The following is a 12,635-nucleotide window of genomic DNA, read 5'->3' as shown; positions in this document are numbered from 1 at the left end:
CACAGCGCCCCCCCCCCCCGGGCCCCCCCCCCCCCCCCGGGCGGGCCCGCCCCCTACGCCGACTCCGCCCCCCCGGTTGCGGCCGCCGCAGCGGCCGGCGGCGGCGGAGCGCATCCGCCGGGCCCCGGTGGCGCCGCCCCGCGCCCCACCGCGCGCACCCGGTCGGGCGGTGCCGCACCGGGCGGGCCCGGCGGCCCACAGCCCTCCCCGGTCCCACCGCCCCCCTCGCCCGCCGGGCCGCCGCCCGCCCCGGCGATGGCCTTCGGCGCGCCCGCCCTGCAGCCGTCGGCCTCGCGGCCCGCCGAGGACCGCAGGATGCGCAAGCAGTCCCGGCTCGCGCAGGCCAAGGAGGACCAGCTGGACCACGCCTCCGACCTGTCCGCGGCCAAGCCCGCCCCACCCGGTGAGCCCACCGCGCCGGCCCCCCTGGTGCCCGGCGCCGACCTGCTCTACTACGCCGGCCTGGTGCTGGCCGGCCCGACCGAGCCCGCCGCCCAGCGCGGCCGGCTCGCGCCGGAGCCGCAGCCGCTCGCCCGGTCCGGCGCGCAGGCGGCGGACCTGGTGCTGCCGATCCCCCCGCACACCGTCGACCCGCGCGGCTCGGCCGGCTCGTTCGACCAGCGCTACGACGCCGAGGCCCGCGCCGACCTGCCCTCGGACGGCGGCTGGCACACCGTCACGCTCGGCGAGGTCACGCTGGCGCTGCGGCCGGAGTACGTCTGCGTGCCGGCCGTCGACCCGGCCGTCTACGCCACCCTGCGGCTCACCAACGACACCGGGCGCGCCCTGCTGGCGGGTCCGTGCGAGGTGACCGTGGACCAGGAGTTCCTGCTCACCGCCACCCTGCCCACGCTCGCGCCCGGCGGCTCCCGCCGGCTGGGCCTGGGCGTGGCGGAGGGCGTGCGGGCGGTGCGGCGCACCGAGACCCAGGAGTCCACCGCCGGCCTGCGCGGCTCCACCACGGTGATCACCGAGCGGATCCGGCTGGAGCTGGCCAACCGGCTCTCCCGGGCGGTCACGGTCGAGGTCCGCGAGCGGATCCCGGTCACCGCCGAGCGGGACATCCGGATCGAGGACCGCCCCGGCTCCCCGGCCTGGACCCCGCCGTCCGAGCCCTCCGACGCCTACCCGGCCGGCACCCGGTTGTGGCGCGTCGAGCTGCCGCCCGGCGGCCGCGCCGAGCTCGACGGCGGCTACGAGATCCGCATCCCGGCCGGCAAGGCCCTGACCGGCGGCAACCGAAGGAGCTGACCCCAGATGGCCACCGACACCCCCTCCCCCGCCCTCCCCGGCGCCACCACCGTCACCCCCGCTCCGCTGCCGCTCCCGGTCACCGCCGTGACCTGCCTGGAGGACCGCGCCCAGATCGAGCGCGGCACCACCGTCGCGCTCGCGGGCGGCGAGCAGCGCCTGCGGCTGGGCCCGATCAGCGCCCTCGCCGTGGACCGCACGCTGAGCGCCGAGCTGACCGCCGCGGCCGGCGCCGCCCGGGTCCTGGACAGCCGGATCACCCGCGCCTGGACCCCGCGCGCCCCCGGCCCGCCCACCGCCGACGACTCCGCCCTGCGCCACCGCCTGCACGAGCTGGAGGAAGCCAGGCGCACCGCCGTCGAACGGCACCAGCGGCTGACGGTCCGCGCCGACCTGCTGGAGCAGATCGCCGCGGACCTGCTGCGCGAGATCGGCGAGAGCACCGGACGCGGCCAGGCCGACCCGCAGCGCTGGTCGCGCGAGCTGACCCGGGTGGCCGACGAGCAGGACGACTGCGAGGAGCGCCTGCGCGCGCTGAACGCCGAGCACCAGCGGCTCGCCCGGGAGGAGCAGCAGGCCCGGGCGGTGCTGGCGCAGGCGGAGAGCGAGCCGCTGGAACTGACCGCCTTCCTCGAACTGACCGTGCACGCCGAGCAGGCCGGCCCCGCCGAGCTGCGGGTGCGCCACCTGACCCCGTGCGCCCTGTGGCGGCCCGCCTACCGGGCGGTGCGCATCGGCGGCACGCTGCGCCTGGAGTCCGAGGCGACCCTGTGGCAGGCCACCGGCGAGGACTGGACCGGCGTGCGGCTGACCTTCTCCACCGCCCGTTCCGCGCTGGCCGCCGAGCCGCCGGGGCTGGTCGCCGACCAGCTGACACTGCGGGAGCTGAGCGGCGAGGAGCGCCGCACGGTGGAGGTGGAACTGCGCGAGGAGGAGATCGGCACCCTGGGTCCCGACCAGCCGGCCACCGCCGGCGAGTTGCCGGGCGTCGACGACGGCGGCGAGGTGCGGGTGCTGCAGGGCCCGGCCGCGGCCACCGTGCCGGGCGACGGCCGGGCGCACCGGGTGCCGCTGGGGGCCTTCGCCGTGGCGGCCACCGCCGAGCGGCGGGCCGTACCCGAGCTCTCGCCGCTGGTCACCGAGGTGGTGACGTTCCGCAACGACTCGGGCCGCCCGCTGCTGGCCGGACCGGTCGACCTGATCCGGGAGAGCGGCTTCGTGGGCCGCGGGGAACTGCGCTTCACCGCCGCCGGCGCGGACGCCGAGCTGGCCTTCGGCAGCTCCGACGACTACCGGCTGCTGCGCGAGAGCGAGGAGTCGCGCAGCACCAGCGGACTGCCCGGGCTCGGCCAGCGCAGCCTGCTGACCCGCACCGTACGGGTGCACGTCTCACGGCTCGGCCCGCCCGCCGAGCCAGCGGGAGCGGCCGGGGCGGCCGGCGCCGCCGGGGCGCCGGAGCGGATCACGCTGCGCGAGCGGATCCCGGTCTCCGAGGTCTCGGCGGTGGAGGTGCGGCTGCGCAAGGAGGCCTGCGACCCGGCCCCCGACGAGGTCGACACCGAGGGAGTGGTGCGCTGGGAGCTGGCCGTGCCGCCGAGCGGGCGACGGACCGTCACGCTGGTGTACGAGGTGGCCGCCTCGGCCAAGGTCGCGGGGCTGTGAGGGCGGGTTCGGGTACAACAGAGCTATGATCCTGCACCTCGCGCCCCTGGACGACTGGCTCCGTGACCCGGGCCGCCCGTACAGCGCCACCTCGCTGCTGACGGACGGTTACCTGCACTGCTCGCCCGACGAGCCGACCGCGTTGGCCGTGGCCAACCACTTCTTCGCCAAGACGCCGGATCCGCTGATGGCCCTGCTGATCGAGGAGGAGGCGGTGGAGCCGATGGTCCGCTGGGAGCCGCCGACCGGCGCGCCGCCGCCGGGGGCCGCGCCGGACGTGCTCTTCCCGCACATCTTCGGACGGCTGAACCGCTCGGCGGTGGTCGGCCTGCTCAAGCTGGAGCGCGGCCCGGACGGCCGGTGGGCCGGCTTCCAGCCCTGGAGCTGACCCCCGCCCGACCGCGCACGGGCCCGGAGCCGCCGGCCCGAAGGCCGGCCGCTCAGAGCCAGCCGCGCTCCCGGGCCGCCATCCCCGCCTGGAACCGGGTGGTGGCGCCCAGCTCGCGCATCAGCGACTGGAGCCGGCGCTGCGTGGTGCGCGCGCTCCAGCCCAGCGAGCGGGCGATCGACTCGTCGGTCAGGCCCGCCGCGAGCAGGCCGAGCATCTTGCGCTGGTCGGCCTCCGGCTCGCCCGGCCCGGCGCCGTTGCCCAGGGTGGCCTGCAGCGGCACCGCCCGGTCCCACTCGGCCTCGAAGAGCCCGTCCAGCGCCTGCAGCAGCGCCGAGGGGTGGATCACGTACGCGGCGTCCAGCACGCTGTCCCCGACGCTGATCGGGATGATCGCCATCCGGTCGTCCGACATGATCATCTTCATCGGGAGGGTGGTCCGCACCCGGGCCTCCTCCCCGTCCAGCGCGCCGACCAGGATCTCGTTCTCCAGCCGGCCCGGCCAGGCCACCGCCTCGCGGTCGTAGACGGTCCGGAACCGGACGCCCTCCTTGAGCCGCTTGCGCTGCCGGGTCAGGTTGGCCGCCGCGTCCTGCACGTACGGCGGGCAGTCGAAGCCGCGCACCTGCTGCACCGTGGTGTCCTGCAAGTGCGCCAGGCGCTGCGAGATGGCCTCGCCCCCGGTGAGCACCTCGACCGAACGGGCCGGGTCGGTGAACCGCGACGCCTCGCGGAAGGCGTCCATCAGCCGGTGCATCTCGGCGCGGGCGCTGCGCAGCTCGGCCTCGCGGTGCCCGATCAGGGTCCCGATCGCGACGTCGGGGGCGACCGCGAGGTAGCGGTCGCGCTCGACCGGTGCCCGGGTGGCCATGCCCTGCTGCGCGAGCCGGCTGAGGGCCTTGCCGCTCTGCTGGACCGTGAGGCCGCAGCGCTCCGCGAGCTCGGCGGCGGTGGACTGCGGGGCGGCCACCAGCGCGGTGTAGATCTGGCCGTCGGGCACGGAGAGCCCGAGCGCTCCGAAAGCGTCGAACATGACGCCCCCTCCCCCCGTCTGGCGGTTTCACGCCACTTGGCGACTGAAGTTTTCGTGGCCATCTTCTGCCACGGATGATCCCCCTGACAACCCTGTCCAGGTCAAGCCTGGCCCTCGGTCCACCCACGTGCGGGCACCAGCGGCCGGGCGACAGCGGGCGGGCAACAGCAAGGGCCGTGCGCCCGCCGACGGGAGCACGGCCCTTCCGAACCGGCCCCGGGGGCCGGTCGAGCTGTGGACTGGTTACAGACCGACCTCGTTCATCAGCTGGCCGACCTCGGGGTTGGTCAGGCGGCGCAGCCAGCCGGACTTCTGGTCACCGAGCGCGATCGGGCCGAAGTGCGTGCGCACCAGCTTCTCGACCGGGAAACCGGCCTCGTTGAGCATCCGGCGCACGATGTGCTTGCGGCCCTCGTGCAGGGTGACCTCGACGAGGTAGTTCTTGCCGACGTTGGAGACCACCTTGAAGCTGTCGGCGCGGGCGAAGCCGTCCTCCAGCTCGATGCCCTGCGCGAGCTGCTTGCCCAGGTCGCGCGGGATCGGGCCCTGGATGGCGGCCAGGTAGGTCTTGGTGACGCCGTACCGCGGGTGGGTCAGGCGGTGGGCCAGCTCACCGTGGTTGGTGAGCAGGATGATGCCCTCGGTCTCGGTGTCGAGCCGGCCCACGTGGAACAGCCGGGTCTCCCGGTTGGTCACGTAGTCGCCCAGGCACTGGCGGCCGTCGGGGTCCTCCATGGTGGAGACCACGCCGGCCGGCTTGTTCAGCGCGAAGAACAGGTACGACTGGGTGGCGACGGTCAGGCCGTCCACCTTGATCTCGTCGTTCTGCGGGTCGACCCGCTTGCCCTGCTCGGTCACCTGCCGGCCGTTGACCTCGACCCGGCCCTGCTCGATCATCTCCTCGCAGGCCCGCCGGCTGCCCATGCCGGCCCGCGCCAGCACCTTCTGCAGGCGCTCGCCCTCGGGCTCGCCGGGACCCTTGGGGGCGGCGTCGGCCGGCTGCTCGTGACGGCGCAGCACCGCGTCCTCGATCTTGGCCTGCAGCTCGCGCGAGCGCTGCGGCTGGCGCCGCGGGTCGCCCGGGGCGCCCTGGCCGTCGCGGCGCGGACGCGGCGCGGGGCTGGGCCGGCGGCCGCTGTAGCTGCCGCGCGCGGGGGTGGCGTTGGGGCCGCCGCCGAACTCGGGACGGTCGTAGCGCCGCTCCTCGGGGCGCAGCGGACGGTCGGGGAACCGACGGTCGTCGCGCTGGTCGCCCCGGCTGTCACGACGGTCGTCGCGACCGCGGGAGGTGCCGGCGCTGCTGCCGCCCCGGCCACCGCCGTACGAGCCGCCGCCCGAACCGCCACGGCTGCCGCCGCCACCGTACGAGCCGCCACCGCTGCCGCCACGGCTCCCGCCACCGTACGAGCCACCGCCCGAGCCACTGCCCCCACGGCTCCCGCCGTACGAACCGCCACCCGAGCCGCTGCCGCCGTACGAGCCGCCGCCGGAGCCGCCGCCGTACGAGCCGCCCCCGCCGCTGCCGCCGCGACCGCCGCCGTACGAGCCACCGCCCGAGCTGCCGCCGCGCTGTCCGCCGCGGCTACCGCCACCGCCGCCGCCACTGTTCCTACCGTTACCGCTACCACTGCTACGCATCAAATGTCCGTACGTCGATTCCATCGGGCTGGGGCCCCTCCTGCCCGGCGCCGGGCCGGAGGGTGGGTCGGTGCCACCGACCTCACTGCACTTCCCGTGCGCTCGCGGCGGCCACCGCGTCAGCGATCACCGTGCCTTCGAGGGACTCCGCTTCCACGTCGTCGACCTCGGGCAGGAAAGGCGCGAGCTCCGGCAGTTCCTCCAGGCCGCGCAGCCCCATCCGTTCCAGGAAGTAGTTCGTCGTCCGATACAGGATCGCTCCCGTTTCGGGCTCGGATCCGGTCTCCTCCACCAGTCCTCGCTGTACCAGGGTACGCATCACACCGTCACAGTTCACACCACGTACCGCCGAGACCCGTGATCTGGACACCGGTTGGCGGTAGGCGACGACCGCCAGCGTCTCGAGCGCGGCCTGTGTGAGCCTGGCCTGTTGGCCGTCCAGGACGAACCGTTCGACCACCTCCGCGCGGCTCGCACGACTGTAGAAACGCCACCCGCCGGCCACCAGCCGCAGCTCGAATCCGCGCCCCTGCGCGGTGTACTCGGCGGCCAGCTCGCGCAGCGCGGCGGCCACCTCCGCCCGCGGCCGCTCCAGCACCTCGGCCAGCTTTCCCTCACCGACCGGCTCGTCGGCGACCATCAGCACCGCCTCCAGGCCCGCCCGCAGCTCCACCACGGCCTCCGCGGCCGCCAGCAGGGCCCGGACCTCGTCGGGCGGCTCCGGAGCCCGCTGGTGCACCAGTACGGCGCCGGCGCCCGCCTCCTCAGCCGCGCCCGGCTCCGGCTCCGCCCCCGGCTCCACCACCACCGCCGGCTCCGACTCCGCGGGCTCCTGCCACTCCTCGCCGTAGACCGGCTCCTGCCACTCCTGCTCGCGCCGGCGGCCGGGCAGGCCGAGCGCCCGCCGCGCGGGGCGGGCATCGGGACCCGCCTCGGGACGGGCCTCGGTACGGGCCTCGGTGCGGGGATCCTCGGGGGTGCTGCCGGTGCTCATCGCGCTGCTCCGTCTTCCTCGCCCGGCGGGCGGTCGAACTCGTCCGTGACCTCGATCACCACGCGGTCGGCCTCGGCGATCCAGCGCACGGTCAGCTCACCGAGCGCCTGCGGCTGCTCGAAGGCCAGCGCGCGCTCGCGGTAGAGCTCCAGCAGGGCCAGGAAGCGGGCGACCACCACCAGGGTGTCCCCGGCGTCCGCGACCAGGTCCGCGAAGCTGGCCCGCCCGCACCGCGCCAGGTACGCCACCACCAGCGCCGCCTGCTCGCGCACGCTCACCGGCGGCGTGTGGATGTGGTCCACGTAGACCACCGGCGCGGGCCTGGGCGTCATCGCCCTGGCCGCCAGCTTCGCGAACCGCTCCAGGCCGACGTGGATCACCACCTCGGGCAGCAGCTGCGCGTGCTGCGGCTCCAGGGCCACCGTGCGCGGGCGGCGCAGCTGCTCGGCGGCCCAGCGCTGTCCCAGGACGCCCGCCACCCGCTTGTAGGCGCGGTACTGCAGCAGCCGGGCGAAGAGCAGGTCGCGGGCCTCCAGCAGGGCCAGGTCCTCCTCGTCCTCCACCTCGGCGGTCGGCAGCAGCCGGGCCGCCTTGAGGTCGAGCAGGGTGGCCGCGACCACCAGGAACTCGGTGGCCGCGTCCAGGTCCCAGTCCGGGCCCATCGCCTTGATGTACGCCATGAACTCGTCGGTGACCTGCGAGAGGGCGACCTCGGTGACGTCCAGCTTGTGCTTGGCGATCAGGCCCAGCAGCAGGTCGAAGGGGCCCTCGAAGTTGGCCAGCCGCACCTGGAAGCCGCCGCGCTCGAGGGCGGCGGGATCGTCGGGGGCGGGAACGGTCCCGGAGGTGCTGGCCATGGCGGTCCATCTTCACACGGCGCCCGCCCCCACCCGGGGAGCGGCCGGGCCGGCCACCGGGGTCCCGGCGGCCTCAGCGGCCGCGCAGCCGCCGGACCAGGATGCTGGCCTCGCCGCGCTGCTCGAGGTCGGCCAGGACGACCGCGATGGCCTGCCGCACTACCCGGCCGCGGTCGACCGCGAGTCCGTGCTCGCCGCGCAGGACCAGGCGCGCGTGCTCCAGGTCCATCAGCTCCTCGGCGGAGGCGTACACGGTGATCTTCTCGTCGTGCCGCTCGCGCCCGCTGGGGCGCCTGGGGGCGCGGCCGCGCAGCCGGCGCCGGGCGGCGGGGTGGGCGCCCTGCTGGTCCTCCGGACCGGCCGGCCCGCCGGGGCCCGGCACGCCGCCCTGGGGGGCGCCCTGGGGCGTCATCGTGCCGCGGCCGGCCTGCCCGGCACGGGTGTGCGGTGCGGTGGCCAGCGGGCCGATGCCGGAGCCGGAGCCGCCGCTGAGGTTGGTGCCGGACGCCGGACCCGCGCCGGGGGCGGTGCCCGGGGCCGCGTCGGGCGCGGTCCGTCCGGTGGGAACCCGCTCGGCGCCGGAACGCTGCGCCGGGGCCCCGGCCGGGGCGGCGCCGCGCGAGGGCGCGCCGGTCGAAGGTGCGCCACTGGCGGGAGCGCCGCCCGAGGGAGCGTCAGCCGAGGCGGCGTCAGGCTGCTGCGCCCCACTGCCGCTCTCCGCCGGCTCGGCGGCGGAGCGGCTGGCCAGGGAGGGCGACAGCGCCATCCCCCCGGTGGTGCGGAACAGCTCGTCGGCCCCCGGGAGGCTCACTCGACGGGGCGGCACCGGTCGAGCACCTCCCTGGCGAGCTGGCGATAGGCGGCGGCACCGACCGAGTTGGTCGCGTACGTCGTGATCGGCTCACCGGCCACGGTGGTCTCCGGGAACCGGACGGTCCGTCCGATGACGGTGTGGAAGACGTGGTCGCCGAAGGCCTCCACCACGCGCGCCAGCACCTCGCGGCTGTGCACGGTGCGCGAGTCGTACATGGTGGCCAGGATGCCGTCCAGGCGCAGGTCGGGGTTGAGCCGCTCGCAGACCTTCTCGATCGTCTCGGTGAGCAGCGCGACCCCGCGCAGCGCGAAGAACTCGCACTCCAGCGGCACGATGACGCTGTGTGCGGCGGTCAGCGCGTTGACCGTCAGCAGGCCCAGCGAGGGCTGGCAGTCGATGATGACGAAGTCGTAGTCGGGCAGCAGCGGCCGCAGGGCGCGCGCCAGCGCGGACTCCCGGGCCACCTCGCTGACCAGCTGCACCTCGGCGGCCGACAGGTCGATGTTGGAGGGCAGCAGGTCCATGCCCGGCACCGCGGTCTTCAGCAGCACCTCATCGGCCGTCAGGCCCCGCTCCATGAGCAGGTTGTAGACCGTGACGTCGAGTTCCATCGGGTTGACGCCCAGACCCACCGAGAGCGCGCCCTGCGGGTCGAAGTCCACCAGCAGCACCCGGCGGCCGTACTCGGCCAGCGCGGCGCCCAGGTTGATGGTGGAGGTGGTCTTGCCGACCCCGCCCTTCTGGTTGCACATGGCGATGATCTGCGCGGGGCCGTGCTCGGCCAGCGGCGCGGGGATCGGGAAGTACGGCAGGGGCCGGCCGGTGGGACCGACCCGCTCTCGTCGCTGACGGGCTGCGTCAGGGGCCAGGGTCGCGGCGTACTCCGGGTCGGGTTCGTACTCGGCATCCGGGTCGTCGTAGGAGCCGTAGGCGAACTCCCCGTACGCCAGGCCGGCGGGCAGGTCGGCTTCGTAGACGGTCGTCGGGGCAGCGGCGGAGGCGGCGGCCTGCCGGGCCTCGAAGGTCCGCACGGCCACCGTGCCGATCTCGCTCGCCCCGACGGTGGTGTAGGCGGCCCCGGTGTCGTCGGTCGGCTGTCCGGAGACACGCTCCGCCAGTCCTGGCTGACCACCCCCGGGAGCAAATGTCGACTCATTCACAAGTCGTCTTACCTCCTTGGGCATCCAGGGCATTATGTCGATTCGTCAGCCTGACACCATGCCGACGGTTTGCGACTCTAGGCCGTTCCGGGCGTTCGCAGCAACACAATCCACGGTAGTGGGCCCGATGTGTCGGGTGTCGGACCGGGTTCTGTCAAGGGGTGGGTGACTCCACCCGCAAGCCATTGACGCATGCCGAAGCCCCCGGCCGGCGGGAGCCGGCCAGGGGCCTTCGGTGGTCCTCGACGGTCCTGGCGGAACGTCAGGCGAGCACGCTGTCCAGGGAGATGGCGGGCAGGCCGAACGCCTCGGCGACGGCGCCGTAGGTGATCTGGCCCTCGTGCACGTTCAGGCCCTTGGCCAGCGCGGCGTCCCGGCGCAGCGCGTCCTTCCAGCCGCGGTTGGCCAGCTCCACGATGTACGGCATGGTGGCGTTGGTCAGCGCGTAGGTGGAGGTGTTCGGGACGGCGCCCGGCATGTTCGCCACGCAGTAGAAGACCGAGTTGTGGACCTCGAAAGTCGGCTCGGCGTGCGTGGTGGGACGCGAGTCCTCGAAGCAGCCGCCCTGGTCGATCGCAATGTCGACAAGGACGGAACCCGGCTTCATCCGGGAGACCAGCTCGTTGGTGACGAGCTTGGGGGCCTTGGCACCGGGGATCAGCACCGCGCCGATCACCAGGTCGGCGTCCAGCACCGCCTTCTCCAGCTCGAAGGAGTTGGAGGAGATCGCCTTGATCTTGTTGCCGAAGATCTTGTCGGCCTCGCGCAGCTTGTTGATGTCGCGGTCGAGCAGGGTCACGTCGTAGCCCATGCCGATGGCGATGGTGGCCGCGTGCCAGCCGGAGACGCCGCCGCCGATGACGACGCACTTGGCCGGGTGGGTGCCGGGCACGCCACCGGGCAGGGTGCCGCGGCCGCCGGCCGGGCGCATCAGGTGGTACGAGCCGACCTGCGGGGCCAGGCGGCCCGCGACCTCGGACATCGGGGCGAGCAGCGGCAGGGCGCCGTTGGCCAGCTGCACGGTCTCGTAGGCGATCGCGGTGGTGCCCGAGGCGACCAGCGCGTCGGTGCCGGCGCGGTCGGCCGCCAGGTGCAGGTAGGTGAAGAGCGTCTGGCCCTTGCGGAGACGGTGGTACTCCGAGGCGATCGGCTCCTTGACCTTCAGCAGCAGGTCGGCGGTGGCCCACACCTCGTCGGCGGTGGGCAGGATGGTGGCACCGGCGGCCACGTACTCCTCGTTCGGGATCGACGAACCGATACCGGCGCCATCCTCGATGAAGACCTCGTGTCCGTTGCGGACCAGCTCATGCACGCCCGCGGGCGTGATGGCCACGCGGTACTCGTGGTTCTTGACCTCGCGGGGGATACCGACCTTGGTCACGGCTAAACACGTCCCTCTTGCCATGGGAATCCCAACCGGGGGAAGACCGGCGGGTGCCCGCGCGGGCATGCCTCCGGCACGGCCGGGGCACGCAGCACTGCGCGACAATGTCGAGTGTAATGAAGCCCAGGCGATCCGTCAGCCTTCCAAACTGAATAAATCAGCCCGACACGTTGGCAGATTCGTAGGCTTGCCTCTGACCCTTCCTGCCAAACCGCCGCAGAACGGGCAAACTTCCCATCACTCCCAAGCCTCACCGCACGTCCACCCGTGGCTTCACCCCCCGGCCACCGGTCCTTCGCGGCCGGGCCACCGCGGTCCCGCCGCCCGTTGGGCCGGCGTTCAGCGCCCGCCGGCCGGGGCGTACCGCGCCAGCGCCGCCGCGACGGCCGCGCTGCCGCGCTCGTCGCCCAGCCGGCGCAGCAGGGCCAGCGCGGTGCGGTACTCGCGCACGGCCTCGTCGTAGCGGTGCTGGGCGGCGTGCGCCTCGCCGATCCGGGCCAGCAGCCGGGCCTGGGCGGCGGGCTCGTCGCGGCTCTGCCGCAGCGCCAGCGCCCGGCCGTACCAGTCGGCGGCGCGCACCGGATCGCCGAGCGCCCGGTAGCTCTCCGCCGCGCCCTCCAGGGCCCGCGCGGTGGCCGGCTCGTCCAGCGGGTCGCGGGTGTACTCCAGGGCCGCGCGGTAGTGCCCGGCGGCGGCCTCCCACTGGCCGGCGCCGGCCCGCAGGTCGGCGAGGTTGAGCAGGGGGGGGGGCGGCCCGGGCGGGGGGCGGGCCCGCGCCGGCCTCGGGTCGGGCGAGCGGCGCCGGGCGCCGGGCCGCGGCCCGGCGGTCCCGCAGCCGGTCCAGCTCCGGCAACAGGTGGCTGGTGGGCAGCGGGGTCACCTGGCTGGCGAGCCGGGCGAACTGCTCGGCCGCCGCGCGCAGCGACAGCCCCTCGCCCAGCAGCCCCAGCGCGTAGCCGCGCAGGCTCTCGCCGATCCGCTGCCGGCCGGCCTGCACCGGCTGCACGGTCAGACCCAGCCGGGCCAGCCGGGCGGCCAGCTCGGCGCTCGACTCGGCCGCCTCGGGCCGCCCGGTGCCGCGCACCGCCTGGTCGGCGTAGCCGCGCAGGCTCGCCAGCGCCTGCTCGGCCCGGCCCAGCGCCGCGTCGAACTCGGCCCGGCCCGAGCCGCCGAGCAGGCCGGAGGGCGTGCTGAGCACCAGCAGGTCGCCCTGCGCCTCGGCGAGCGCGTCCGCGCAGTCGTGGTAGGCCCGGGCGACCGGCCCGGCCGGGTCCCGGTGCGCCCCGGAGCCGTCCGCCGGGTTCGCGCGCAGCTCACCCAGCAGCGGCGGCTCGCCGGTCCGCCCGCCGGCCACCGGCCCGGTGGGCCCGGCACCCCGCCCGCCGGCGGTTGCCCGACCCCGCCTCGGCCCGACTGGTCGAGCTGATCCGCGCCATCCACCACCCCTGCGAGCC

At 75.3% G+C, this 12,635-nt stretch carries 12 protein-coding genes; 4 read left to right on the top strand and 8 right to left on the bottom strand.

Annotated elements, in window-relative coordinates:
- Nucleotides 1-315: 315 nt before the first annotated feature.
- The 3 genes from ABD323_RS35370 to ABD323_RS35360 are packed head-to-tail and all read left to right on the top strand — an operon-like array spanning nucleotide 316 to nucleotide 3,301.
- Nucleotides 316-1,251: a DUF4139 domain-containing protein gene (locus ABD323_RS35370; protein WP_344446184.1), complete on the top strand. Its 936-nt coding sequence runs from the start codon at nucleotides 316-318 to the stop codon at nucleotides 1,249-1,251.
- Nucleotides 1,252-1,257: 6 nt separating this feature from the next.
- A complete protein-coding gene (locus tag ABD323_RS35365) occupies nucleotides 1,258-2,913 on the top strand; it encodes a mucoidy inhibitor MuiA family protein (protein WP_344446183.1) in 1,656 nt (551 codons plus the stop codon).
- Between the two features lie 25 nt (nucleotides 2,914-2,938).
- Nucleotides 2,939-3,301 (top strand): DUF952 domain-containing protein, encoded by a 363-nt coding sequence (locus ABD323_RS35360; RefSeq protein ID WP_344446182.1) that lies wholly within the window; start codon nucleotides 2,939-2,941, stop codon nucleotides 3,299-3,301.
- A gap of 52 nt (nucleotides 3,302-3,353) precedes the next feature.
- Here ABD323_RS35360 and ABD323_RS35355 read toward each other — a convergent pair whose 3' ends face one another.
- From ABD323_RS35355 to ABD323_RS35320, 8 genes are all read right to left on the bottom strand, one after another.
- Nucleotides 3,354-4,334: a helix-turn-helix domain-containing protein gene (locus ABD323_RS35355; protein WP_344446181.1), complete on the bottom strand. Its 981-nt coding sequence runs from the start codon at nucleotides 4,332-4,334 to the stop codon at nucleotides 3,354-3,356.
- Nucleotides 4,335-4,577: 243 nt separating this feature from the next.
- Complete coding sequence (locus tag ABD323_RS35350) at nucleotides 4,578-5,972, bottom strand: pseudouridine synthase (protein WP_344446180.1); 1,395 nt, start codon at nucleotides 5,970-5,972, stop codon at nucleotides 4,578-4,580.
- 82 nt (nucleotides 5,973-6,054) lie between these two features.
- Nucleotides 6,055-6,612 (bottom strand): SMC-Scp complex subunit ScpB, encoded by a 558-nt coding sequence (scpB, locus tag ABD323_RS35345; RefSeq protein WP_344446187.1) that lies wholly within the window; start codon nucleotides 6,610-6,612, stop codon nucleotides 6,055-6,057.
- Nucleotides 6,613-6,962: 350 nt separating this feature from the next.
- Entirely contained in the window at nucleotides 6,963-7,823 is an 861-nt protein-coding gene (locus tag ABD323_RS35340) for a segregation and condensation protein A (RefSeq protein ID WP_344446179.1), read from the bottom strand.
- Between the two features lie 73 nt (nucleotides 7,824-7,896).
- Nucleotides 7,897-8,634 carry a hypothetical protein gene (locus tag ABD323_RS35335; protein WP_344446186.1) on the bottom strand — a complete coding sequence of 246 codons (738 nt, stop codon included), beginning with the start codon at nucleotides 8,632-8,634 and terminating at the stop codon, nucleotides 7,897-7,899.
- Entirely contained in the window at nucleotides 8,631-9,821 is a 1,191-nt protein-coding gene (locus tag ABD323_RS35330) for a ParA family protein (RefSeq protein ID WP_344446178.1), read from the bottom strand. Before ABD323_RS35330 ends, ABD323_RS35335 begins: the two co-directional genes overlap by 4 nt.
- Nucleotides 9,822-10,059: 238 nt before the next feature.
- Entirely contained in the window at nucleotides 10,060-11,178 is a 1,119-nt protein-coding gene (gene ald, locus ABD323_RS35325; RefSeq protein ID WP_425556271.1) for an alanine dehydrogenase, read from the bottom strand.
- 342 nt (nucleotides 11,179-11,520) lie between these two features.
- The gene (locus tag ABD323_RS35320; RefSeq protein WP_344446185.1) at nucleotides 11,521-11,904 is read right to left on the bottom strand and encodes a tetratricopeptide repeat protein; all 384 of its coding nucleotides are present in this window, start codon (nucleotides 11,902-11,904) and stop codon (nucleotides 11,521-11,523) included.
- Nucleotides 11,905-11,914: 10 nt separating this feature from the next.
- Between ABD323_RS35320 and ABD323_RS35315 the strand changes: the two genes are divergently transcribed.
- Complete coding sequence (locus tag ABD323_RS35315) at nucleotides 11,915-12,607, top strand: hypothetical protein (RefSeq protein ID WP_344446176.1); 693 nt, start codon at nucleotides 11,915-11,917, stop codon at nucleotides 12,605-12,607.
- Nucleotides 12,608-12,635: the final 28 nt, after the last annotated feature.

The sequence above is a fragment of the Kitasatospora nipponensis genome, assembly GCF_039528135.1.
Lineage (GTDB): Bacteria > Actinomycetota > Actinomycetes > Streptomycetales > Streptomycetaceae > Kitasatospora > Kitasatospora nipponensis.
This window is presented reverse-complemented; position numbering and strand designations above follow the sequence as displayed.